A 24,130-nucleotide genomic window follows, 5' to 3' on the forward strand; every position below is an offset into this window, starting at 1 on the left:
CCGTCGCGGCGGAGGTTACTGTCGGGTTGCCGAACCCGAAAGATGAACAACAGTCGCCTTTTCACAACCGCCACACGCATCTCCGCTGACCTGCGGGGAACGCGCTGATGGGAAGCCATCGAAAATCGGATGGCACCAAAACGTGAGTCGATACGTCTACTCGATGCCCCTTGGACGCCCCTCGGGTCCAGGGCGACGTCCGAGAACGTGTGACGGAGGTGCAGGGCGATGGCCGGATTCCGGAGTCTCGCGAGACAGGTGCGCGATCCCCACAGCGATCTGGCACTGCGGCGGTACTCACTGCGCAAGTGCCTGGAGAGATTCGCCCCTTATGGTCACCGGGCGACCTGGGACCACCTGTGCTCCCGCGCGGGTTTCGGTCCCGAGGACCGCTCGCCCGACCCGGCGCGGCTCGTGGCCGCGCTCGAAGAACTGGAGGCGGCCCGCGGCGTGTGGCTCGCCTACGAGGAGAGCTTCGCGCGGCGCCGCCGCAAGGAGAAGCACGACGGGCTCCGCCGCCCCGGCAGCGACCACGACTGGCACCGCTGCACCTGGGGCGGCTGCGGGGTCGCCTGGTGCGACGATCCCGGCGTGCACCCGTCCGCGCCGCTCGCCGACGTGCTGCGCAAACTCATCACCGCCCTCGAGCGGGAGCCCGGCGCCGCCTGCCCCGTGTGCGGCGACGCGGCCCTCGAATGGCGCTACGGCCTGGCGCACGAACCGTCGGCGGGCCCCGTCTGCACGAGCTGCGGCATCGTGGTCCCCGCCCCCGTCCTCACGCCCGAGGCGATGCGGCGGGCCCGGATGGGTCCGTCACGCGCGCTGATCTCGGCGTGAGCCTGTCGCTGTGAGCCGGTCGCTGTGAACCGGTGTCGATGAGCAGGTCGCTGTGAGCCCGTCGTGCTCTCAGGGCCTGGCGACGTCCGTCTGTATGGCCAGTTTCAGCTCGGCCATCATCAGCGGCGCGGCGATCTTCACGTCGCCCGGGCCGCGCGCGGATATCTTCAGGCCCACCGGGGTGCCCGGGTGCACGAACATCTGCCAGAGGTACGAGCGGTACTGCCCGCCGCGGGTGGGCACGGAGTCGGTGGTGGCCGTGGAGTCGTAGCCCGTCGACAGGTCCAGCGGATCGCGCACGAAGCGCGAGCGGTACTCCGTCGGCCGGTTGTCCGGCTCCCAGAAGACCAGCGCCGTCAGCGTGCCCCACCCGTCGTGGCTCGGCCAGATCAGCCCCGAGCGGGCGTCGGGGAACTTCGAAGGGCCGGTGCCGCCGTGGAACGGCTCGTGCATCCTCCAGGGGTCGTACGCCTCCTCGCCCGCGCCGTACGGAAAGCGCACGAGGTGGTACCCGTCCCTGTCGTACGTGATCTTCTGGCGTCCGCTGCGCGCGGCTTCCCACTTCAGCGAACAGATGGCGATGCTCACTCCGGCTCCCCCGTGCTGTGATGGACCGATGCAGGTATGTCTGAACGGCGCCCGGGGCGCGAACGACGGCGCGGCCGTGCCGCTGTCGCCCGGCGCCCTGGCGACGTCGGCGGCCGGGGCCGTCGGCGCCGGCGCACTCGATGTCCATGTACACCCCAAGTCCCCCTGCGGGGAAGACACATTGTCGCCAAGCGCGGTCGCGGCGACGCTGGACGCGCTGCGCGCCGCCGTCGCCGTACCGGTCGGCGTGACCACCGGCGCCTGGGCCGAACCAGACCCGGCGGCACGGGTCGCGCGGGTGCGCGCGTGGACCGTGCTGCCCGACCACGCGTCGGTCAACTGGCACGAACCGGGCGCGGAGGACGTGGCCCTCGCCCTCCTGGAGCGCGGCGTCGGGGTCGAGGCGGGCCTCTGGTCCGGCACGGACGGCGCCGAGCGGTTCGCCGCGTCGCCGCTCGGGCCGCGGGTCCTTCGGGTCCTCGCGGAGGTCACCGACCACGACCCCGCGACGGCCGAGGCGTCGGCGCGGGACCTGCTCGCGCGGATCGGCCGGGCGCACGGGCGTCCGGTGCTGCTGCACGGGGAGGAGGGCGGGACGTGGCCGGTGCTCGCGCTGGCGGGGCGCCTCGGGCTCGGGCGGCGGATCGGGCTTGAGGACACGCTGGCGCTGCCGGGCGGGGAGCGGGCGGGGTCGAACGCGGAGTTGGTGGCGGCGGGGCTCAGGCTGTGAGCACGGGAAGGCGTGCGTGACCGTAGCAGACGGATATTCGGTGGTCAGCGCGTTTTCCCGGCGGGAAGGTTGGCGGCGATGAAACCCAACTGAGCTCGCACCAGCAGGAGTACGAACATGTCGACGCTGCGCGTCACCGCCGAAGTGCTGACCATCCACGGGCATCCCAACGCCGACGCCCTCGAACTGGCCCAGGTGGGCCTGTACCGAGCCGTCGTCGCCAAGGGCGCCTACCGCACCGGCGAGAGCGCCCTCTACATCCCGGAACAGGCCGTCCTGCCCGCCGACTTGATCGACGAGCTGGGCCTGACCGGGCGCCTCGCGGGCGGCAAGGCCGACCGGGTCAAGGCGGTGCGGCTGTGCGGCGAGCTGTCCCAGGGCATCGTGTGCCGGCCGCGCGCGCTGGCCGACGTGGACCTGGCGCGGGCGGCGGACGACGGCACGGACTTCGCGGAGCGGCTCGGCATCACCAAGTGGGTGCCGCCGATACCGCCGACCATGAGCGGCGACGTGGAGTCCGCGCCCGATCTGCTGCCCTGGGTCGACATCGAGAACCTCCAGCGCTACCCCGACGTGTTCGCCCCCGGCGAGCCCGTCACCGTCACGGAGAAGCTGCACGGTTCCGCGTGCCTGCTCACGTACGTGGCCGACGAGGGCCGCGTGCACGTCTCCTCGAAGGGCTTCGGGTCCAAGTCCCTCGCCCTCAAGGAGAATCCGCTGAACCTGTACTGGCGGGCCGTCCTCGGCCATGACGTGCCGGGCGCCGCGGCGCGCCTCGCGGCCCGGCTGGGGGCGCGGCGGGTCGGCGTCTTCGGCGAGGTGTACGGGTCCGGGGTGCAGGACCTGCACTACGGCGCCGACGGGCGGCGCGACACCCTCGGCTACGCCGTGTTCGACGTCGCCGTCGAGGTGGACGGCGCGGTGCGCTGGCTGGACGCCGCCGAGGCCCTGGCCGGCGAACTCCCGCTGGTGCCGCGGCTGTACGCCGGTCCCTACGACCCCGCCGCCGTCCTCGACCTGGCCTCCGGCCGCGAGACCGTGTCCGGCCGCGACCTCCACCTCCGCGAGGGCGTGGTCGTCCGGGCCGCACCCGAGCGCTACAGCCCCGTGACCGGGGGCCGGGCGATCGCGAAGGTGGTCAGCGGGGCGTATCTGACACGGAAGGGCGGCACGGAGTACGAGTAAGCCAGGGTGCGGTACAGCGCCCGAAGGGGCGCGGGGAACTGCGCGACCAGCCCCCACCGGCCCGCAGGATCGGCACCGCACATCCAAGCGATTAGCGGCGCTCACCCATGAGGCGGGAGCCCACGATCCGGTCGCCGAAGACGTCGTCGGGGTTGGACAGGACGCAGGTCTCCAGGGAGAGGCAGCCGCAGCCGATGCAGTCGGTGAGGTGGTCACGGAGGCGCCCGAGCTGCTTAATACGCTCGTCCAGCTCCGACCGCCACGTCTCGGAGAGCCGCGCCCAGTCCTCCCGCGTGGGCGTCCGCCCCTCGGGCAGCTCCGCGAGCGCCTCGTGGATCGTGGCGAGCGGGATCCCCACCCGCTGCGCGGCCCGGATGAAGGCGACCCGGCGCAACGCGTCGCGGTGGTACCGCCGCTGGTTGCCCGAGGTGCGGCGGCTGCTGATCAGCCCTTTGGACTCGTAGAAGTGCAGGGCGGACACCGCCGCGCCACTGCGCGCGGCGAGCTGTCCGACCGTGAGCTCGTGGATCTTCTCTGGGATCTGGGGCACTCCTCGAAGCCTACTGGCTGGTGCGTTGACAGCGGTCGGCGGCACCCAGCATGCTGAGCAAGCGCTTAGTACACCTACGTCCGGGAGGCCGGGACATGGCAGAGCCGAGGATCTTCACGTCAGCCGACGAGCTGCGCGCCGCGGTGGGCGAGCAGCTCGGGCACAGCGACTGGCTGGAGATCGACCAGAAGCGGATCGACCTGTTCGCGGACGCCACCGGTGACCACCAGTGGATCCACGTCGACCCTCAGAAGGCGGCCGCGGGCCCGTTCGGCACGACCATCGCGCACGGCTATCTGACGCTGTCCCTGCTGCCCGCCCTCGTACCGCAGGTGATGCGGGTCGAGGGCATGAAGATGGGCCTCAACTACGGGACGAACAAGGTCCGTTTCCCCTCCACCGTGCCGGTGGGCTCGCGGGTGCGGGCGACCGCCGTCCTCGCGGCGGTCGAGCCGACCAAGGACGACGGCGTGCAGGTCACGGCGCGCGTGACCGTGGAGCGCGAGGACGGCGGCGAGAAGCCGGCGTGCGTGGCGGAGTCGGTGTCGCGCTACTACTTCTGAGAGTCCGCCACTTCTGAGAGTCCGCGTACGGTTCGGGGTCACGCCCGAGGGTTCGGGGTCACGCCTGAGGGCTCGCCCCGACCATCCGCAGCACGAGGTCGGCGTACAGCGCGCCGACCTCGTCCGGCGTCCTGCGCCCGGCGACGTTGAACCAGCGGGCGACGTCGATGCACAGGGACAGCACGGCGAGCGTCGTGCCGGGCACGTCGGGGACGTCGAACTCGCCCGCGCGCACACCGTCGTTGATGATCTCGCGCACCGCGGCGTCGGACTGCCGGCGCAGTGCCACGATCTCGGTGCGGTGCTCGTCGCCGAGCGCGTCGAGTTCGTACTGCACGACGCGGGCGGTCATGTGGTGCCCGGCGTGCCAGCGGACGAAGGAGCGTACGGCGGCGGAGAGCCGCTCGGCCGCGGTGCCCTCGCCGTCGGCGGCCGTGCGCAGGATGTCGAGGGCCTTGTCGTGGCCCAGCCTGCTGATGCGGTGGAGGAGCTCTTCCTTCGTCTTGTAGTGGATGTAGAGCGCGGCGGGGCTCATGCCGGCGCGGCCCGCGATGTCCCGCGTCGTCGTGGCGTGATAGCCGCGCTCGGCGAAGGCCTCGACCGCCGCGACGAGCAGCCGCCTCGCCGCGTCGGGACTGACCTCGGACCACGGCTGTTCCTCGCCGAGGGTCTCCTGCGCCGCACCCATGCGCGCTCCTTCCACTGTTCAGGACAGACACCCTACCCTGAAGGTGAGCAAGCGCTTAGGCAAGTGGGCGCCGGGTCAGAAGGCCGATACGCCCGTCAGGGCCCGCCCGATGACCAGCTTCTGGATCTGACTGGTGCCCTCGTAGAGAGTCATCACGCGGGCGTCGCGCAGCAGTTTGCCCACCGGGTACTCGTCGATGTAGCCGTAGCCGCCGAAGACCTGGAGGGCGTTGTTGGCGGCACGCACGGCCGCCTCCGACGCGAACAGTTTGGCCTTCGAGGACTCGGTGGCGAAGGGCTGCCCCCGGTCGACGAGGTCGGCGACCCGCCAGGTGAGCAGCCTGGCCGCGTCCACGTCGACGGCGATGTCGCTGATCAGCTCCTGCACGAGCTGGTGCCGGGCGATGCTCTTGCCGAACTGCTCGCGCTCGCCCGCGTACGCGACGGCGGCGTCGAGGGCGGCCTGGGCGATGCCGACGCAGCCGGCGGCCACGGACATCCGCCCCTTGGCCAGGGCCGACATGGCGACGGAGAACCCCTTGCCCTCGGGCGCGAGCATGGCGTCCGCCGGCACCCGTACATCCTCGAGGACCAGCTCGGCGGTGGCCTGGCCGCGCAGGCCGAGCTTGCCGTGGACGGCGCGACGGGTCAGGCCGGGGCTGTCGGCGGGCACGAGGAAGGCGGACACACCCTTGTGCCCCGGGGTGTCGTTGGTGCGCGCGAAAAGCAGCACCACGTCCGCCCATGTCCCGTTGGTGATGAACATCTTGGAGCCGTTCACGACGTACGCGTCTCCGTCGCGGACGGCCCGGGTGGCCAGATTTCCCGCGTCGGAGCCGGTGCCGGGTTCGGTCAGGCCGAAGCATCCGACGTACTCCCCGGACGTCAGCCCCGGCAGCCAGCGCCGCTTCTGCTCCTCGCTGCCCCAGGCCGCGACGGACTTCGCCACCAGACCGAGCGAGACCGAGACGATGCCGCGCACCGAGGAGTCACCGCGGCCCAGCTCCTCCGTCACCAGGCAGTACGCCAGGTGGTCGCCGCCGGAGCCGCCGTACTCCTCGTCGATGGTCAGGCCCAGGAAGCCGACCTCGCCGAGGCGCCGCACGATCGACTTGTCGACGCTCTCGGCGCGGTCCCACGCGGTGACGTGCGGGGTGATCTCACGCTCGACGAAGTCCCTGGCGAGGCGCCTGACGTCGGTCTGTTCCTCGCTGAGCTCCAGATTCATGCGGCCACCCCACTGCCTTTCGCACGCGTCGCCCGAACGCTGCTCCCGCTTTAAATTACCACTGCTAGTTTCTGTTGGCAGCCCTACTATGTGGCGCATGGCCCGACCGCGCAAGCCCCTCCTCAGCCGAGATCGCATCGTCGACGCGGCGCGTGGTCTCGTCGACGCGGAGGGTCTGGCGGCGCTCTCCACGCGTCGGCTCGCCGCCGAGCTGGGGGTCAGCGGGCCCTCGCTCTACAACCACTTCCGCACCAAGGACCAGATCCTCGAGGCGGTCGCCGACTCCGTCAGCGCGCAGGTCGATCTGTCGATGTTCGAGGACGGCAGGGACTGGCGTGCCGCCCTGCACGACTGGGCCGTCTCCTACCGTGCGGCGCTCACGCTGCACCCGAACATCGTGCCTGTTCTGGCGCGGGGGCCCGGGCGGCGGCCCGCCGGGCTCCGGCTCGCCGACGCGATGTTCGGCGCCATGGTCGACGCGGGGTGGCCGCCCGCGCAGGCCACGTCCATCGGTGCGCTGATGCGGTACTTCATCATGGGGTCCGCTCTCGGCTCCTTCGCCGGTGGCTTCGTCGACGACGAGGCTGCGTACGATCCCGCGGACTATCCCCACCTTGGGCAGGCCCACCTTCTCGCCGAGCATCAGCAGCTCGTGGACGAACGCGCCTTTGAGGCGGGGTTGCGGGCGTTGCTGGACGGTTTGGCCGTGCAGTACGGGCGCCTGCCCGCGACCCGGACGGGGTGACCCTTCCTGGGGCTCCGCCCCAGACCCCGCTCCTCAAACGCCGGAGGGGCTATACCTTGCCGGTGCGGCTGGGTGGGTTGTTTTAGCCCGTCCGGCGTTTGAGGACGAGGCCGTTCAGGCCGATACGGGGGTCCGGGGGCGGAGCCCCCGGCAAGGCCCCCTCAGAACACCACCAGCGCCCGACCCCCCTTGCCCGCCAGCATGTTCTCGAAGGCCGTCGGGATCGCGTCGAGGGTGATGTGGTCGGTGACGAGGGTGGTGAGGTCGAGGCGGCCGGAGCGGACGTGGGTGGCCAGGACCGGGAGGTCCACCGCCGGGTCGGAGTTGCCGTAGACGCAGCCGGACAGCGTACGGCCCCAGTGGAAGATCTCCAGGGCGTTGAAGCTGACCTGCTGGTCCTTGCCGCCGATACCGACGACGGTGGTGCGGCCACCGCGCCGAGTGGACTCCCACGCGGAGCGGATCGTGACGGCGCGGCCCACACACTCCACGGCCACGTCCACGCCATGGCCGCCAGTCAGCTTGCGGATGTCGCGGGCAGTGGTCTCGGAGGCGACCACGTAATCCGTGGCTCCGGCCGCCCGCGCCAGCCCCTCCTTCTCCGGGGACACGTCGACCGCGACGATCTGCGCCGCCCCGGCGATACGGGCGGCCTGGAGGGTGGCGAGCCCCACCCCGCCCACCCCGAACACGGCCACCGTCTCCCCCGTACGCACGCGCGCAGCGTGGTGCACCGCCCCGTACCCCGTAAGGACGGCGCAGCCGAGCAGCGCCGCGTCGGTGAGTGGAATGCCGTCCGGCACCGGAAGGACGCAGTTCGCCGCGACCACCGTCTCCTCCGCGAACGCGGCCACGTTCAGGCCGGGGTACAGCTCGGTCCCGTCGGCCCGCCGCGCGTACACCTCCCCCGCCCCCGCGAGCGCACTGCCGCACAGCCACACCTCACCGAGCCGACAGGCGTGACAACTCCCGCAGGAGGGCGCCCAGTTCAGGACCACGCCGTCCCCGGGGGCGACATGCGTGACCCCTTCCCCCACGGACACGACCGTGCCCGCGCCCTCGTGCCCGAGCACCGCCGGTACCGGCACCCGCATCGTCCCGTTGGTCAGCGACAGGTCGGAGTGGCACACCCCGGCGGCGGCAAGGCGCACCCGCACCTGGCCGGGTCCCGGCTCGGGCAGGTCGATCTCGGCGATCTCCAGGGGAGCACCGACGGCGGGCAGAACAGCGGCACGGACGCGAACCACGATGGCGTACTCCTTGCGAGGGAGGGGGAAGCGGGGAGGGACGGCGGAGAGCAGGACCGCTCAGAACTGGAGCGACTTCGTCTGGAGGTACTCCGCCAGACCGTGCGCACCCAGCTCCCGCCCCACCCCCGACTGCTTGTAACCGCCGAACGGCGCCAGCGGGTTGAACCCGCCGCCGTTGATGTCGACCTGCCCGGTCTGCAGGCGGCGGGCGAACGCCACCGCCTCCGCGTCGTCGGCGGCCCACACCGCGCCCGCGAGGCCGTACACGGTCCCGTTGGCGATGGTCTCGGCGTCGGCCTCGTCCTCGTAGCGGATGAGGGAGACGACCGGGCCGAAGATCTCCTCCTGGGCGATGGTCATGCCGGGGGTGACGTCGGCGAAGACGGTGGGGCTTACGAAGTAGCCCTGCTCGCGCGGTGCTTCGGGGCCGCCCGCGACGAGGCGCGCGCCCTCCTCGACGCCCCGCTCGATGTAACCGCGCACGCGGTCCTGCTGCTTGGCGCTGACGACGGGGCCGATGCGGTCGCCGTACTTGGCGGCCGCCTTGCGGGCGAGCTCCACCGCCTCGTCGTACCGCGAGGTGTGCACCAGCATGCGGGTCCAGGCGCTGCATGTCTGGCCGGAGTTGGCCATCACGTTGGCGACGCCGACGTTCACGGCCTTGGCGAGGTCGGCGCTCGGCAGGATGACGTTGGCGGACTTGCCGCCGAGTTCGAGGGCGACGCGCTTGACGGCGGCGCCCGCTGCCGCGCCGATCCGCTTGCCGACGGCCGTGGAGCCGGTGAACGAGACCAGGTCGACGCCGTCGTGCTCGGCGAGGGCCTGGCCCGCGACCGGGCCGAGGCCGGTGACGAGGTTGAACACGCCCGCGGGCACGCCCGCTTCGTGCACGATCTCCGCGAACAGCTGGGCCGTCAGCGGGGTGTCCTCGGCGGGCTTGAGCACCACGGTGCAGCCGGCGGCGAGGGCGGGGGCGACCTTGGCGACGATCTGGTGCAGCGGGTAGTTCCAGGGCGTGATCGCGCCGACGACGCCGACGGGCTCGGCGTACACCGTGGAGTTGCCGACCTTCTCCTCGAAGGCGTACGTGGCCGCGAGGTCTGCATAGGAGCCCGCGACCAGGATCGGGACGCCTGCGTGCACGGCCTCCGAGAAGGGGAGCGGGGCGCCCAGTTCGGCGGTGACGGTCGCGGCGATCTCGTCCTTGCGGGCGACCAGGCCGTCCCGTACGGCTCCGATCCTCGCCGCTCGCTCGGCGGGCGGGGTCGCCGACCAGGCGGGGAGCGCGGCGCGGGCCGCGCGCACTGCGGCGTCCACGTCGGCCGCCGTGCCCGCCGGGACGTGGGCGATGACCTCTTCGTCCACCGGGTTCACGACGGGGATCGTGTCCCCGGTCGCGGCGGGACGCCACGCGCCCGCGATGTACATCCCGTCGTGGGCCTTCATCGCATTCCTCCCCATCGCCTGCCTCATGGCTGCTGCCGTGCGCACCCAAACTAGCGCCGTTAGTTTTTCTCCACCAGAGCGGTCCCGGCGGACGGGGAGGGCGTGGAGGGTGTGCTCTTGGGGGCGTCGCGCCGCAGGCCCAGGCCCGCCGCCGCCAGGAGCAGCAGTCCCAGCATCACGAAGGGCGCCCCCACCCCCGCGACCCCGGCGATCGCCCCGGCCCCGGCGGGCGCGGCGACCTGGCCGAGCCGGTTCCCGGTGAGCCGGAGGGCCAGCGCCGTGGACCGCGCCCGGTCCGGGGCCGCCTGGACCACCGTCGTCATGGACAGCGGCTGGCCGACGCCGAGGCAGAAGCCGAGGAGCACGAGCATGACGGCGAGCGCCCACACGGGCACCGGCAGCGCGACCCCGGCGCACAGCAGCCCGCCCAGCAGACACGTGACGGCGATGAGCGCCCGCCGGCCAAGGGCTCGCAGCAGTGGCGTCATCACCAGACGGCAGGCGATCGTGGCGCCCGCGCGCAGGCTCAGGAGCACCCCGACGGTCGCGGGCGCGATCCCCCGGTGCTCGCCGACGACGGGCAGGTACGCGGTGAGGATGTCCGTCGCGGAGAGCACGGCGAGGCTGATGAAGATGCCCGCGGGCACGCCCCGCGCGCGCAGGATCCCGAGCACGGGCACCTTGGCGGCCCGCTCCGCCGGGGCCGGGGGCCCGGCAGCCCGCGCCTTGCGCCGCCCCGCTCGGCCGGGGCGCGCCACACCGCCGTCTCCCGCTCCCCGGCCGACGTACTCGATCCGCCACAGCGAAGCGACCGCCGCCGCGGCGACGACCGACGACGTCACGAGGGCGACCGCGCTGCTGCGGTCCATGTCGGGGCCGATGAGGGCGCCCGCGGCGACGGGGCCGACGAGCTGGCCGAGGGACGCGCCGATGGTGAAGTGGCCGAAGTTGCGGTCCTGTTCGGCGGGGGCGGACTGGCGGGCCACGATCGACTGGGCGCCGATGACGAAGCAGAGGTGACCGAGGCCCATCACGCCGCTCCACGCGGCGAGCGCGGTGAGGGACGTCGCGGTGCCGCTGAGCGCGCAGCCGCCCGCGATGAGCGCGACGCCGACGGGCAGCAGCGGCGCGCACCGGCCGTGGTCGGTGCGGCGGCCGAGCGGCACGGCGGCGAAGAGCGGGAGCAGCGCGTACACGCCCGCGATGACGCCGATCGCGCGTTCGTCGGCGCCGAGGGACAGGGCCCGGTACGAGACGGCGGGGCGCGCCATCGACACCGCGCCCTGCGCGAAGCTGAAGGCGATGACGAGGCGCAGCAGCCAGCCCCGGCCGGTCGGCCGGGGCCCGCCGCCGCGTCCACGCCGCATCAGGCGATCCCGCCTCGCAGCAAGCGGCCTCGTTCCCGCATCAGATGATGCCGAAGAGGATTCCGGCGCCGAGCACCACCAGCGAGGTGAGCACGGCCCATTTGACGGTGAACCGGGTGTGGTCGCCGAACTCGACCTTGGCCATGCCCACGAGGACGTACACGGCGGGCACCAGCGGGCTCGACATGTGCAGGGCCTGGCCGGCGATGGAGGCGCGGGCGATCTCCAGGGACGAGACGCCGTGGGCCTGGCCCGCTTCGGCGAGGACCGGCAGGACGCCGAAGTAGAAGCCGTCGTTGGACATGAAGTAGGTGAGCGGGATCGAAAGGAGGCCGGTGACCAGGCCCATTTGGCCGCCCATGCCGTCGGGGATGGTGCCGACGAGCCAGTCGGCCATGGAGTCGACCATGCCGGTGCCGGTGAGGACGCCGGTGAAGACGGCGGCGGCGAAGACCATGCCGGTGACGTTGAGTACGTTCTCGGCGTGGGCGGCGATGCGGGCCTTCTGGTCGGGCATGTGCGGGAAGTTGACCGTGAGGGCGAGGGCCGCGCCGAGCAGGAACAGGACCGGGATCGGCAGCCACTCCATGATCATGGCGGTGAGGAGCAGGACGGTGAGCGCCGCGTTGAACCAGTAGAGCTTGGGGCGCAGGGTGGCGCGGTTGGGGTCGAGGCCCTGGAAGCCGTCGTCGTCATCGGGTTCCTCGGCGGACTCCTCGGCGTCGGTGCCGGACCCGGCTCCCCCGGAGGTGTTCTTCGTGAGGCTCGTCCGCGGTGTACGTCCCTGCGTACCGCCCCCGGCTCCGACGAGGACCGTCTCGTCGGCCGTCTCCGTCTCCTTGGTCAGGACCTCGTCCAGCGAAAGCACCCCGAGCCGCCTGCGCTCCCGCAGCCCCAGTGCGTACGACAGGATGAAGACGGCCACGAGCCCGCAGGCGAGCGCCGGGATCATGGGGACGAAGATGTCGGCGGCGTCGACCTTGAGCGCGGTGGCCGCGCGGGCCGTGGGGCCGCCCCAAGGCAGCGTGTTCATCACGCCGTTGGCGGTGGCCGCGACACCCGTCATCACGACGAGGCTCATCTTCAGGCGCTTGTACAGCGGATACATCGCCGAGACGGTGATCATGAAGGTGGTGGAGCCGTCGCCGTCCAGCGAGACGATCGCGGCGAGCACCGCCGTGCCGACCACGATCCGCATCGGGTCCGCCTTGCAGAAGCGCAGGATGCCGCGGACGATCGGGTCGAAGAGGCCGACATCGATCATGACGCCGAAGTACACGATGGCGAACATGAGCATCGCGGCGGTGGGCGCCAGATTGCCGACGCCGTCGAGGACGTAGTCCCCGAGGTGGGCGCCCTTTCCTACGAAGACGCAGAACAACGCGGGGATGAGCACCAGCGCCGCGATCGGCGACATCTTCTTCATCATGATCAGCACCAGGAAGGTGGCGATCATGACGAATCCGAGGATTGTCAGCATGGGGGCTACCTATCGTTCACCATCGAACTACCACCAGGTCTGGCGGGTTCGGATGACCGTAGGACCGGCTATCAAGCGTTAACAAGACGTTGACATGCGAGCAATAAGCGCAAAACTCCAGGTCAGCGGGTTTGTGCTACGGGGCTGCGGGCAGCGGGGCGAGCGACACCTCGAAGCCGTTGAGGACGGCGGTGCCGGAGAGCGGGTCGAGGAGCGTGCCGTCCAGGAGCTGGTTGACGTTCGCGCCCGGGTCGGCGGCGGCCACGCTGAGGCGGGTGCCGGGCCGGTCGTGGCCCCAGCCGTGCGGCAGGCTGACGACCCCCGGGCGTACGGCGTCGGTGATCTCGACGGGCACGGCGATCTCACCGCCGGCGGCGCTCACGCGCGCGTGCTGTCCGTCGTCGAGGCCTAGCCGGGCCGCGTCGTCCGGGTGGACGTGCAGGGTGCAGCGGTTGGAGCCGCCCATGAGGGCGGGGACGTTGTGCATCCAGCTGTTGTTGGAGCGCAGATGGCGGCGGCCCACGAGGACGAGTCCGGCGGTCGGGTCCGCGTCCAGGGCGGCGGCCAGGCGCGGCAGGTCTTCGACGATCGGTTCCGGCAGCAGCTCGACGCGTCCGCTGCGGGTCTTGAGGAGCTGCGGGATGCGCGGGGCGAGGGGCCCGAGGTCGATGCCGTGCGGGTGGTCGAGGAGGCGCTGGAGGCTGAGCCCGTCGGGGTCGGCGCCGAATCCGTCGCCGTACGGGCCGAGCCGCAGCATCATGTCCAGGCGCCGCTCGGGGCCGTTGTCCCCGGTCAGGGCCGCCGCGAGTTCCTTGGGGTCGCGGCCGTGCACGCGCGTGCACGGGTCGGCGACGGCCTTGCCGAGCGTGCGGTCGATCGCCAGGGCGTCGACGGCGTCCGGTTCCGCGCCGTGCATGCCGATGGCGGCGAGCACGAGCCGGGCCAGGATCTCGGTCTCCGGCATCCGGCCGTCCTCCAGGGGGACGGCCGGGCGGTTGTAGCGGACCTGGTTGCGTACGGCGAAGCCGTTGAAGGCGAAGTCGTGGTGGGCGCTCTGGGAGGGCGGGGGCGGCGGCAGCACGACGTGCGCGTGGCGCGACGTCTCGTTCAGGTACGGATCCACGCTGACCATGAAGTCCAGGGAGGACAGGGCCTTGTCGAGGCGGTCGCCGTCGGGGGTGGAGAGGACGGGGTTGGCGGCGACGCAGACGAGGGCGCGGACGGGGCTCGTACCGAGACCGCCGTCGTCCGCGCGGGGCAGAGTGTCGATCTCCTCCGCGAGCGCCGCGATCGGCAGCTCGCCCTTCGCCTCCGGGTGCCCGCTCGCCCGGCTGCGCCAGCGCCCCAGCGCGAAGCCCTTGCCGGGCCCCGCGGGCCGCGGCTCCTTGTCCGTCGCGGCGAGCGGGAACATCGCGCCGCCGGGCCGGTCGAGATTGCCGGTGAGGACGTTCAGTACGTCGACCAGCCAGCAGGTGAGGGTGCCGAACGCCACCGTGCTCGCGCCGACGCGTCCGTACACGGCGGCGGTGGGCGCCGCGGCCAGCTCGTGGGCAAGCTCGCGGATCGTGGCGGCGGGCACGTCGCAGGCCGCGGCGACGGCTTCGGGAGTGAAGTTCCGTACGGCGTCGGCGACTTGCTCGACCCCCGTCACCTGCTCGTCGAGCGCGCCCAGCGTCACGAGGCCGTCCGCGAACAGGACCTGGACCATCGCCGCGAGCAGCAGCGCGTCCGTGCCGGGCCGGATCGGCACGTGCCGGTCGGCCAGCTTGGCGGTGCGGGTGCGGCGCGGGTCGACGACGGTGAGCGTGCCGCCCCGGGCGCGCAGCGCCTTCAGGCGGCCGGGGAAGTCGGGCGCGGTGCACAGACTCCCGTTGGAATCCAGGGGGTTGGCGCCCAGCATCAGCAGATGGTCCGTGCGGTCCAGGTCCGGCACGGGGATGGCGAACGCGTCACCGAAGAGCAGCCCGCTGGAGACGTGCTTGGGCATCTGGTCGACGGTGCCCGCGGTGAACAGGCTGCGGGTGCCGAGCCCGGCGAGCAGCAGGGGCGGGTAGAGGGCGCCCGCCATGGTGTGCACGTTGGGGTTGCCGAGCACGACGCCGACGGCGTGCGGCCCGTACTGCTCGACGACCGGCCGGATGCCCGCCGCGACGGCGTCGAACGCCTCCTCCCAACTGGCCTCCTCCAGCGTCCCGTTCTTCCGTACGAGGGGTCGCGTCAGCCGGTCGGGGTCGCCGTCGGCCGCCCCGAAGGAGGCGCCTTTCGGGCAGATGAAGCCGCGACTGAAAACGTCGTCCTTGTCCCCGCGCGCCCCGGTGACCCGGGTGCCGTCGACAGTGAGGGTGAGTCCGCAGGTGGCTTCGCAGAGGGGGCAGACGCGCAGGGCGGTGCGGGGCATGGGGGCCTCCAGAGCGGCAGCGGCGGCGCACGACGAGTTGAGCATACCGACCGGTATGCATGCTGGCGAGACTCAGTCCAAGGTGGACGCCAGATACGCCCGCAGCAGCACCCGCACCTCCGCGATGACCGCCTCGTCCCCGCCCGGGTCGACGCGGAAGGCGAGCCGGAACAGCGCGTCGGCGGTCTCGACGGCGACCAGGAACGTGCGCCGCAGGGCCGGGTCGGGCGTGCGGTCGAGGTAGGCGGAGAGCAGGTCGGTGAGGCGGTCGGCGACGCGGTGGTTGGGGGCGGCCCCGGGGTCGCCGACGGGGATCTGGGTGCCGAAGTCGACCAGGGAGAAGCCGGGGGCGGTGCGCTTCATCACGAGGTACTCGTCAAGCACCACGTCGAGGGCGGTGCGCCAGCCGGCCGGACCGGCCGCCGCGAGCCGGTGGGTGACCCGTTCGGCATAGCGCTCCAGGTTGCGCTGGGCAAGGGCGTCGACCAGGGCCCGCTTGTTGCCGAAGAAGCGGTAGACGGAGCCGATGGGGACGCCCGCGCGCTCCGCGACGAGGCGGGTGGTCAGGCTCTCGTAGCCCGTCTCGTCGAGGAGGTCGGCGCAGGAGTCGAGGATGCGGGTGAGGCGCTCGGCGCTGCGGCGCTGGACGGGGGCGCGGCGCAGGGCGGCGGGTGCGGACCGGGGCGCGGGCTCGGGCGCCCGCGGGGGTACGGACGGGGACTCGGAAGCACGCCGTTCGGCCATCCCGGGAGAGTAGAGCACCGTTCCCATGTGATCGATCCTCTTGCGCGAGGAAATCGCGAATCCTACGGTGTTCCATAGGAATCAGATGAGCCGAGGAGCTGTCATGAGCGGGGACCACCCGAGGGACGACGCACGCAAGACCGCCGAGGGACTGAGCCACCTCACCGGCTTCGGCAACGAACACAGCTCGGAGGCCGTGGCAGGCGCCCTGCCGCACGGCCGCAACTCGCCCCAGCGCGCCCCCCTCGGTCTTTACGCGGAGCAGCTCAGCGGCAGCGCGTTCACCGAGCCGCGCGCCCACAACCGCCGCTCCTGGCTGTACCGCATCCGCCCCTCGGCCGCGCACCCGGCCTTCACGCGGATCGACAACGGCGCGATCCGCACGGCCCCCTTCACCGAGACCGTCCCCGACCCCAACCGGCTGCGCTGGAACCCCCTGCCGGACCCCGCGCCCGGCACGGACTGGCTCGCGGGCCTGTGGACGCTCGGAGGCAACGGCGACGCCACCCAGCGCACGGGCATGGCGGTGCACCTCTACCACGCCAACTCCTCCATGACGGACCGCGTGTTCAGCGACGCCGACGGCGAGCTCCTCATCGTCCCCGAGCACGGCGGCCTCCTGCTGCGCACCGAACTGGGCCTGCTGCACGCCGAGCCCGGCCATGTCGCCCTGATCCCGCGCGGCATCCGCTTCCGCGTGGAGCTGCTCGACGAGAGCGCGCGCGGGTACGTCTGCGAGAACTACGGCGCGCCCTTCCAGCTCCCCGACCTCGGCCCCATCGGCGCCAACGGCCTCGCGAACGCCCGGGACTTCAAGGCTCCGGTGGCGGCGTACGAGGACGTCGAGGGCCCGGTCCAGGTGGTCAACAAGTTCTGCGGCAACCTCTGGTCGGCCACCTACGGCCACTCCCCGCTGGACGTCGTCGCCTGGCACGGCAACCACGTCCCGTACGTGTACGACCTGCGCCGTTTCAACGTCATCGGCACCATCTCGTACGACCACCCGGACCCGTCGATCTTCACGGTGCTCACCTCGCCGTCGGACACCCCGGGCCTCGCGGGCGTCGACTTCGTCGTGTTCGCACCGCGCTGGCTGGTGGGCGAGAACACCTTCCGGCCGCCGTACTTCCACCGGAACGTGATGAGCGAGTACATGGGCCTCATCGAGGGCGCGTACGACGCCAAGGCTGAAGGATTCGTGCCGGGCGGCGGCTCGCTGCACAACATGATGTCGGCGCACGGACCCGACCGCGAGACCTTCGAGCGGGCCAGCGCGGCCGAGCTGAAGCCGCAGAAGATCGACGACGGGCTTGCCTTCATGTTCGAGACCCGCTGGCCGGTCACGGCCACCGGGCAGGCGGCGACGGCCGACCACCTGCAGCGCGCCTACGATGACGTGTGGCAGGGTCTGGAGCGTCATTTCCGGCCGTAGCACGACCACTTCCGGCCGCTGTCCGCGTCCTCACGGAAGTTACGGGGTTCCACGTGACCGCTTTCGCACCGGACTCGATCGTCCTGAACCGAAAGCTGCCGCTCTGGTATCAGGTCTCGCAGTCACTGCGGGCCTCGATACTCGGCCGGGCGCCGGACGCCCCGCTGCGCCTGCCCACGGAGGAGCAGCTGGCGGGGCACTACGGCGTCAGTGTGCTGACCATGCGGCAGGCCCTCAAGGAGCTTGAGGACGAGGGCCTGATCACCCGGCACCGGCGGCGCGGCACGTTCATCGAGCCGGCGGCGCAGCGCGGTTCGCCCGTGCGGCTGCTCGGTTCGGTGGACGCCATCGTGGCGCAGCAGTCCGGCATGGACACCAAGCTCCTGTCCCACGGGCAGGAGCCGGTGCCCGCCGAGCTCGCCGAGTACTTCCCGGACGTGGACCACGTGGCGACGTACCACCGGCTGCGCGGCGACACCGAGACCGGCGAGCCCACCAACCACGCCCGCAACCACATCCGTCCCGACCTCGCCGCCCGCGTCGACCCCGCCGACCTGGAGCGCTGGCCGATGACGAAGGTGCTGCGGGACGTGGTGGGCGTCGCCATCTCCCGCATCACCGACACCGTCGAGGCCCGCCTCGCCGACCCGGAGACCGCCCGCCTCCTCCAAGTGCCGCTGCTGAGCCCGATCCTGCACTACACGGGGATCACGTACGACGAGCAGGGGCGGGCGCTCGACGTGGCCCGGATCCACTACCGCGGGGACCGGTTCTCGTTCACGGTCACGCTGGACGCGACCTGATGACGGGGCCTGGGGCCGTCGTACGATGCCGGGCGTGACGCACGACGAAGCGCCGCTGCTCGCGGATCTCATGCCGTGGTCCGTCGCGCCGCTCAGGCCCGGGCGCGGGTGGCCGATGGCGCCGGACGCCGCGTCCCTGAAGGCCCGCTGGAACGCGTTCGTGCGCGCCGACGCGGACGCTCGCGAGGCGCTGCTGCGGCCCACGCGGTCCCGGACCCTGCACACCGCCGTCGCGCAGTTGCCGGGCCATGACGTCGCCACCGTCCGTCTCGCGCGCGAGGCCGGGCCGTGCCCCGAGCCCGTCCGCGTGCTGCACGGCCCCTTCGACGAGCAGTGGCTGATCCCCGACCACCGGCTCATCGACGTGGCCCGGCCCGAGTTGTGGCGCGTCCTCGGCGGCGGGCAGCTCTTCCTCGTCGAGCAGGGGTACGTCGCCGACGCCGGCGCGGGGCCCGCGGTCCTCGCGTCCGCGGTGCTCCCCGACGGCCGTTCGCCCGCGGGGCGTCCGGGCCGGATCCGCCCGCTGTTCCGGCGGCCCGGCGGGGCCGAACCCAACCTTGCGCCCGGCCTGTTGCCGTTTCTCACGCGGTCGTACGGAGCCGAGGTCGCCGCCGAGGACGTGCTCGCGTGGGTCCTGGCCGCCGCGCGGGCCTCTTCCGCGGGGTGCGTGGTGCCGGTGCCCGCCGACGGCCGGGTGTGGGCGCGGGGCGTGGCGGCCGGGCGGCGGCTGCGGTGGCTGCAGTCGCGCGGGGCGGACGGTGAGCGGCCGCGGATGCCGGGCGGGCGGCGGCCCTACGTACGGGCGCCGCTGCCCGCGCGGCCCGGTGAACTGGCGTACGACGCCGACGAGGAGGTCCTGTTCGTGGGCGACGGCGGAGTCATCTCGCCGGTGCCCGCGGGGGCCTGGGACTTCCGGGTCAGCGGGGTGCGAGTCCTTGAGCTGTGGTTCGGGCGGCGCGTCGCGGAGGCCGAGCCGGGGTCCCTGGACGCGATTCGCCCGGCTGCTTGGCCTCAGGCGTGGACGTCCGAACTCCTCGAACTGATCACGGTGTTGGCGCTGCTCGCCGAGGAGCCACCGTTCTCGTTGGCGGAGGGCGACGGGTTGCTCACCCCAGCGGAGCTGCGGGCGGCCGGGGTGCTTCCGGTCCCGGAGTGGGCCCGGCGCCCCGCGTCCGTACTCGACCACCACGAGGAGGGCCCTGAGGGCCAGTTCGCCCTGCTGTAGCACGACTTCTGGACCGTGCTCTAGCCCGCCTTCCGGACCGCATTGCCGCTCCCGGGCAGCAGCGCAAGGAGGCTCAGGGCCTGGAGGGTCGCCAACACCGCGACGCCCGTGCGGAAGCCGGTCTCTCCCCCGCCCCCGATCCCGTACGCCAGCGCGGCGATCGCCGGGCCCACCGTGAACGCCAGCGTGCGTGAGGTGGTGCCGACGCCGCCCGTCGTGCCGATGAGGTGCGCGGGCGCCGCCGCGAGGATCCCGGCGTTGACGGGCGTACCGAACAGGGCCTGGCCGACGCCGGCCACGGCGAGGCGCCAGCCGATGTCCCAGAGGCCCGCGTCGGGCCCGAGGGTGAGCATGCTCAGCACTCCGGCGCCGCACAGCGCGGCCCCCACCGCCCCCACGAGCCGCGGCGGCAGCCGGTCGGCGAGCGTCCCGCTCACCGGCGCCGTCACCGCGACCGCGCCGATGAAGAAGACCATCGCCACGCCCGTCAGGGACGCCCCGGCGTCCAGCACGTCGGCCACGTAGAACGGCAGCAGGAAGTAGGACAGGCCCACGAACGTGCCGCTGAGGAAGAGGGAGAGGACGGGCAGGCCCACCTCGCGGCGGCGCAGCAGGTCGAGCACGGGCCGCGCCGTGCCGAGCCGCGCCCACCACGCCCCGCCCCCGACGGCCGCCAGTCCGAGGAGCGTCGCGGCGACGGGCGCGCCCGCGTCGATCCGGTCGAAGGCAAGCAGCAGCGCGGTCACGGTCACGCCGAGCACCACCCCGTCGCCGACGAGCGAACGGCCGGGCGCCGCCAGACCCTTGCCGTTGCGCGGTATCAGCCGCGCACCCAGCCAGAACACGACGAGCAGCACCGGGATCTTGAGCAGGAACACCGGCCGCCAACCGTAGGCGTCGACCACCACGCCGCCCAGCGACGAGCCGCCCATCGACCCGATCGGCATGATCGTGGCGACGAGGCCCATGGCCCGCCCCCGCTGCTCGGGCCGCACGCACGCGGCGACCACCGGCAGGTAGAGCGCCCCGACCAGCGCCCCCGCCACGCCCTGCAGCACGCGGGCCGCGAGCAGTACCGGCAGGTTGGCGGCGACGGCCGCGAGCACGCTGGTCAGGCCGATCGCGGGCACCGCGAGGAGGAACAGGGCGCGCAGGTCCACGCGGTCGCTCCAGCGTCCGGCGGGGATCGCGAGCGCGGCGGTGGGCAGCGCGTAGGCGAGCAGGACCCACTGGGCGGTGGAGGAGCCGATGTCCAGGTCGTCGCCGATGGCGGGCAGCGTCACCGCGGTCAGGCTGATCTCCAGGGTGACCATCAGCAGGGCGAGGGCCATCACGGCGACGGGTGTCCAGCGGGTGCGCGGGGTGTCGCCGTCATCGGGTGGCGGATTGCGGGTGCTTTCGGGGGTTTCCGGGGTGTGCCGTGTCATGCCGTCGACGCTAGGAACGGGGCGCGGTCCACCGCCTCTGTCGTACGACTGGGGTGTGACGTGACCGGCGTGCGGGTCACACCGGTCGCACCCCAGTCACGCGACAGAGGCGACCGTGCTCCCACCCCGCCTAACGTCCTGGACGTCGACACGAACGACTTCGACTTCGACTGGATAGAACGTTCGCTCCAGTCCACGAACAGGTAAGGACGACCACCCCATGCGCGCCATCCGCATCCACGCCTTCGGCGGTCCCGAACAGCTCCGCTACGAAGAGGTCCCCGACCCCGAGCCGGGACCCGGCCAGGTCCGTATCGCCGTACGGGCCGCGGGAGTCCACCTCCTCGACACCGCCCTGCAGCGCGGCGCGGCCGACGAGCTGCCCTTCGCGCTGCCGGATCTGCCGCTCACCCCGGGCCGCGAGGTCGCCGGAGTCGTGGAGCGGCTGGGCCCCGGGGTTGATGACGAGTGGCTCGGACGCCGCGTCGTCGCCCATCTCGGCCTGATCAACGCGGGCTACGCCGAACTGGCCGTCCGCGAGGCGGAGGCCCTGTTCGCGCTGCCCGACTCCCTTTCGTACGAAGCCGCGATCGCGATGGTCGGCACCGGCCGGATGGCACTCGGCGTCCTGGACGTGGCGGCGCCCGCACCGGACGACGTGGTCCTGGTGACCGCGGCGGCGGGCGGCATCGGCACGCTCCTGGTGCAGGCGGCGAAGAATCTGGGCGCGACCGTCGTGGCCGCGGCGGGCGGCCCGGACAAGGTGGAGCGGTCCCGCGCCCTCGGCGCGGACGTCGCCGTCGACTACGACCGCCCCCACTGGGCGGACGAGGTGCGAGCGGCCCTCGACGGACGGGAGGTGAACGTGGCATTCGACAGCGTCGGCGGCACCGCGGGCCGTGCCGCGCTGGAACTCCTGTCCCACGGCGGCCAGTTCGTCGTCTACGGCTGGTCGTCGGGCACACCCACCGAGTTCACGTCGAAGGACCTGCACGAAAAGGTCCTGTCGCTCACGCACGCGCTCGGCCCACGGATCGTGCGGCTGCCGGGCGGCCTGCGCGCCCTCCAGGAGCGGGCGCTGGCCGAGGCGGCGAGCGGCACGCTGGTGCCGGCGGTGACGGCGTTCCCGCTGCGGGACGCTGCCGCGGCGCACGAGGCGCTGGTCACGCGCGGAACGGTGGGCAAGGTGGTCCTGATCAACGCGGAGGTGGCGTCATGAAGAAGATGCGTGCGATGGCCCTGAGGGAGTACGGCGACGCCGAGGTGCTGCGCCCGCTGGAGCGCGAAGTCCCGGAGCCGGGACCGGGGCAGGTGCGGGTGCGGGTGCGCGCGGCGGGCGTGATGCCGTTCGACATCGGGATCCGGCGGGGGTTGATGCGGCCGCCGGGGACGGAGTTCCCGATCGTGCCGGGCAATGAGTTCGCGGGGACGGTGGACGCGGTGGGCGCGGGGGTCACGGAGTTCGCGCCCGGCGAGGGAGTCCTCGGCTTCTCGCTCCTGGGCGCGTACGCCGAGTACGTGGTGGTCGGCGCCGACCAGATCGTCGCCAAGCCCGACGCGATGGACTTCACGGTCGCGGGCGGCTTCTCCGGCAACGCGCAGGGCGCGCACATGGCGCTCAACGCACTGCGGGTGGGGCCCGGGGACACGGTGCTGATCAACGGCGCGGCGGGCGGCCTGGGCACGTTGTCCGTGCAGCTCGCCAGAGCGTGGGGCGCCACGACGGTCATCGGCACGGCGAGCCCTCGCAACCACGACCACCTGCGGGAGTTGGGCGCGATCCCGGTGACGTACGGCGAGGGCCTGGCGGAGCGGGTCCGGGCGATCGCCCCCGAGGGCGTCGACGCGGCCCTGGACGCGGCGGGCGCGGAGGCGCTGCGCGCGTCGGTGGAGGTGGCCAAGGACCGCTCCCGCGTCATGACGATGGTCGACGACGAGGAGGCCGAACGCCTGGGCCTCCCCCTGCTCCGCGGCACCCGCACCGCACAACGCCTCGCCGAGGCCACGGACCTCTACGCCAAGGGCCTCCTCCGGCTCCACGTCCGCGCCACGTACCCCCTGGAGCAGGCCGCATCGGCCCACCGCGAGGTGGAGTCGGGGCACGGGAGGGGGAAGGTGATCCTCACCGTGGCGGGGTGAGGCCGGGGGCGGGGAATATCCACTGCGGAGCGGCGGCTTGGAAGAACCATGCTCCGAGGCCGCACCAGAGAACTGACCCAGCTGGAAGCCCACCTCACCCGCGCCGCCCAGCAGGGCGAAAGCACCGCCTTGGTGCTGCGGGGCGAGGCGGGCATCGGCAAGTCGGCCCTGCTCACGGAGACAGCGAAAACCGCCGAGGCCCAGCACTTCAAGGTGCTCCGCACCACCGGCATGGAGGCGGAGAGCGAACTCCCCTTCGCGGCCCTGCACCTGCTCCTGCACAGGGAGACCGACCGGATCGCAGCCCTGCCCGCCCCGCAGGCGGCAGCCCTCCGTACGGCACTGGGCCTGCCCGGCAGCACAAGCGAGGGCGGGCCCAGCGACGGCGGCCGCAACACCGACCCCTTCCTCACCGGCCTGGCCCTCCTGACCCTCCTGGCCGAACTGGCCGAGACCCAGCCCCTGTTGTGCGTCCTGGACGACGCCCACTGGCTGGACCAGCCCTCCGCCCAGGCCCTTCTCTTCGCGGCCCGCCGCCTGGCCGCCGAAGGCGTGGTCCTCCTCTTCGCGGTCCGCGAACCGCACGCGCCGAGGTTCCCGGCCCCCGGCCTGCCGGAGCTGCGCCTGACGGGCATAGACGACGCGGCCGCCGCCCACCTCCTCGCCGAACACGCCGGCGACCTCCCCCCATACGTACACCGCCATATCCTCACCGAGTCCCGCGGCAACCCCCTCGCGCTGCGCGAACTGCCCGCGGCCCAACGCGAGGGCCACCTCACGACCCACAGCGGCTCGTACACACCGCCCCCGTCCAGCCACTCCCGCGTCCAGCAGACGTTCACCGACCGCATAGCAGCCCTGCCGGAGGCAACCCGCACGCTGCTGCTCGTGGCGGCGGCGGAGGGCACCGGCGACCTGGCAGCGACGACGACCGCGGCGGCCACGCTGGGCGCGACCGTGGCCGACCTCGAACCGGCGGAACGCCGCCACCTGTTGGCCCTGGAGGCGGGGAAGCTGACGTTCCGCCACCCCCTGATCCGCGCCGCCGCCTACCGCTCGGCCCCGCTGGCCTCCCGCGTAGCGGCGCACCGCGCACTCGCGGAAGCGCTGCCGCGTGTGGGCGGCGCGGACCGCCGCGCCTGGCAGCTCGCCGCGGCCAGCACCGCCCCGGACGAGTACGTGGCCGCCACCCTGGAGGAGACCGCCCGCCACGCCCGCGCCCGCGGCGGATACGCGGCCGAGGCCGTCGCCCGCGACTGGGCGGCCCAGCTCACCCCCGGCGGCCCGCCCCGCGCCCGCCGTCGAG

Annotated in this window: 22 protein-coding genes; 11 read left to right on the forward strand and 11 right to left on the reverse strand. The window is 72.8% G+C overall.

The window, feature by feature from the left end; translation table 11 throughout:
• Positions 1-228 precede the first annotated feature (228 nt).
• A complete protein-coding gene (locus IEY91_RS27190) occupies positions 229-837 on the forward strand; it encodes a hypothetical protein (protein WP_189175995.1) in 609 nt (202 codons plus the stop codon).
• Between the two features lie 69 nt (positions 838-906).
• On the opposite strand, the gene IEY91_RS27195 is transcribed toward IEY91_RS27190, so the two are convergent.
• A complete protein-coding gene (locus IEY91_RS27195) occupies positions 907-1,425 on the reverse strand; it encodes a hypothetical protein (RefSeq protein WP_164326226.1) in 519 nt (172 codons plus the stop codon).
• A 28-nt stretch (positions 1,426-1,453) separates the two neighbouring features.
• On the opposite strand from IEY91_RS27195, the gene IEY91_RS27200 reads away from it, so the two are divergent.
• Together IEY91_RS27200 and IEY91_RS27205 are read left to right on the forward strand one after the other, a co-directional pair.
• Positions 1,454-2,155, forward strand: a complete 702-nt coding sequence (locus IEY91_RS27200; RefSeq protein WP_189175996.1) for a 3-keto-5-aminohexanoate cleavage protein — start codon at positions 1,454-1,456, stop codon at positions 2,153-2,155.
• A gap of 117 nt (positions 2,156-2,272) precedes the next feature.
• The gene (locus IEY91_RS27205; RefSeq protein ID WP_189175997.1) at positions 2,273-3,340 is read left to right on the forward strand and encodes an RNA ligase (ATP); all 1,068 of its coding nucleotides are present in this window, start codon (positions 2,273-2,275) and stop codon (positions 3,338-3,340) included.
• Positions 3,341-3,431: 91 nt separating this feature from the next.
• Here IEY91_RS27205 and soxR read toward each other — a convergent pair whose 3' ends face one another.
• Complete coding sequence (soxR, locus tag IEY91_RS27210) at positions 3,432-3,890, reverse strand: redox-sensitive transcriptional activator SoxR (RefSeq protein WP_189175998.1); 459 nt, start codon at positions 3,888-3,890, stop codon at positions 3,432-3,434.
• Positions 3,891-3,985: 95 nt separating this feature from the next.
• Between soxR and IEY91_RS27215 the strand changes: the two genes are divergently transcribed.
• Positions 3,986-4,453, forward strand: a complete 468-nt coding sequence (locus IEY91_RS27215) for a MaoC family dehydratase (protein WP_164326222.1) — start codon at positions 3,986-3,988, stop codon at positions 4,451-4,453.
• A gap of 58 nt (positions 4,454-4,511) precedes the next feature.
• On the opposite strand, the gene IEY91_RS27220 is transcribed toward IEY91_RS27215, so the two are convergent.
• Complete coding sequence (locus tag IEY91_RS27220; RefSeq protein WP_164326221.1) at positions 4,512-5,141, reverse strand: TetR/AcrR family transcriptional regulator; 630 nt, start codon at positions 5,139-5,141, stop codon at positions 4,512-4,514.
• Between the two features lie 75 nt (positions 5,142-5,216).
• Positions 5,217-6,368 (reverse strand): acyl-CoA dehydrogenase family protein, encoded by a 1,152-nt coding sequence (locus IEY91_RS27225; protein ID WP_164326220.1) that lies wholly within the window; start codon positions 6,366-6,368, stop codon positions 5,217-5,219.
• Between the two features lie 97 nt (positions 6,369-6,465).
• Here IEY91_RS27225 and IEY91_RS27230 point away from each other — a divergent pair, with 97 nt between their 5' ends.
• The gene (locus IEY91_RS27230) at positions 6,466-7,113 is read left to right on the forward strand and encodes a TetR/AcrR family transcriptional regulator (RefSeq protein ID WP_164326219.1); all 648 of its coding nucleotides are present in this window, start codon (positions 6,466-6,468) and stop codon (positions 7,111-7,113) included.
• A 161-nt stretch (positions 7,114-7,274) separates the two neighbouring features.
• Here the strand turns inward: IEY91_RS27230 and IEY91_RS27235 are convergent, their stop codons facing one another.
• From IEY91_RS27235 to IEY91_RS27260, 6 genes are all read right to left on the reverse strand, one after another.
• Positions 7,275-8,360 (reverse strand): Zn-dependent alcohol dehydrogenase, encoded by a 1,086-nt coding sequence (locus tag IEY91_RS27235; protein ID WP_189175999.1) that lies wholly within the window; start codon positions 8,358-8,360, stop codon positions 7,275-7,277.
• A 60-nt stretch (positions 8,361-8,420) separates the two neighbouring features.
• Positions 8,421-9,809 (reverse strand): aldehyde dehydrogenase family protein, encoded by a 1,389-nt coding sequence (locus tag IEY91_RS27240; protein ID WP_189176000.1) that lies wholly within the window; start codon positions 9,807-9,809, stop codon positions 8,421-8,423.
• Positions 9,810-9,868: 59 nt separating this feature from the next.
• Positions 9,869-11,176 (reverse strand): MFS transporter, encoded by a 1,308-nt coding sequence (locus tag IEY91_RS27245; RefSeq protein WP_189176001.1) that lies wholly within the window; start codon positions 11,174-11,176, stop codon positions 9,869-9,871.
• Positions 11,177-11,216: 40 nt separating this feature from the next.
• The gene (locus IEY91_RS27250) at positions 11,217-12,656 is read right to left on the reverse strand and encodes a CitMHS family transporter (RefSeq protein ID WP_189176002.1); all 1,440 of its coding nucleotides are present in this window, start codon (positions 12,654-12,656) and stop codon (positions 11,217-11,219) included.
• 136 nt (positions 12,657-12,792) lie between these two features.
• Positions 12,793-15,054, reverse strand: a complete 2,262-nt coding sequence (locus IEY91_RS27255) for a molybdopterin oxidoreductase family protein (protein ID WP_189176003.1) — start codon at positions 15,052-15,054, stop codon at positions 12,793-12,795.
• A gap of 72 nt (positions 15,055-15,126) precedes the next feature.
• On the reverse strand, positions 15,127-15,798 hold the full coding sequence (locus tag IEY91_RS27260; RefSeq protein WP_229697250.1) for a TetR/AcrR family transcriptional regulator: 672 nt from the start codon (positions 15,796-15,798) through the stop codon (positions 15,127-15,129).
• A 103-nt stretch (positions 15,799-15,901) separates the two neighbouring features.
• Here IEY91_RS27260 and hmgA point away from each other — a divergent pair, with 103 nt between their 5' ends.
• The 3 genes from hmgA to IEY91_RS27275 are packed head-to-tail and all read left to right on the forward strand — an operon-like array spanning position 15,902 to position 19,258.
• Positions 15,902-17,230 (forward strand): homogentisate 1,2-dioxygenase, encoded by a 1,329-nt coding sequence (hmgA, locus tag IEY91_RS27265; RefSeq protein ID WP_189176004.1) that lies wholly within the window; start codon positions 15,902-15,904, stop codon positions 17,228-17,230.
• Positions 17,231-17,283: 53 nt separating this feature from the next.
• On the forward strand, positions 17,284-18,033 hold the full coding sequence (locus tag IEY91_RS27270) for a GntR family transcriptional regulator (RefSeq protein WP_164326212.1): 750 nt from the start codon (positions 17,284-17,286) through the stop codon (positions 18,031-18,033).
• 25 nt (positions 18,034-18,058) lie between these two features.
• Complete coding sequence (locus tag IEY91_RS27275) at positions 18,059-19,258, forward strand: type ISP restriction/modification enzyme (RefSeq protein ID WP_189176005.1); 1,200 nt, start codon at positions 18,059-18,061, stop codon at positions 19,256-19,258.
• 20 nt (positions 19,259-19,278) lie between these two features.
• On the opposite strand, the gene IEY91_RS27280 is transcribed toward IEY91_RS27275, so the two are convergent.
• Positions 19,279-20,685, reverse strand: a complete 1,407-nt coding sequence (locus IEY91_RS27280; protein WP_189176006.1) for an MFS transporter — start codon at positions 20,683-20,685, stop codon at positions 19,279-19,281.
• Between the two features lie 220 nt (positions 20,686-20,905).
• Here IEY91_RS27280 and IEY91_RS27285 point away from each other — a divergent pair, with 220 nt between their 5' ends.
• The 3 genes from IEY91_RS27285 to IEY91_RS27295 all read left to right on the forward strand — a co-directional run.
• Positions 20,906-21,904, forward strand: a complete 999-nt coding sequence (locus tag IEY91_RS27285) for a zinc-binding dehydrogenase (protein ID WP_189176007.1) — start codon at positions 20,906-20,908, stop codon at positions 21,902-21,904.
• Entirely contained in the window at positions 21,901-22,824 is a 924-nt protein-coding gene (locus IEY91_RS27290) for an NADP-dependent oxidoreductase (protein ID WP_306309915.1), read from the forward strand. The genes IEY91_RS27285 and IEY91_RS27290 overlap by 4 nt, the downstream gene beginning before the upstream one ends.
• Positions 22,825-22,872: 48 nt before the next feature.
• A partial coding sequence (locus IEY91_RS27295; RefSeq protein ID WP_189176008.1) for an AAA family ATPase occupies positions 22,873-24,130 on the forward strand: 1,258 nt, incomplete at its 3' end.

This window comes from Streptomyces lasiicapitis (genome assembly GCF_014646335.1).
In the GTDB taxonomy this organism is placed as follows: Bacteria; Actinomycetota; Actinomycetes; order Streptomycetales; family Streptomycetaceae; genus Streptomyces; species Streptomyces lasiicapitis.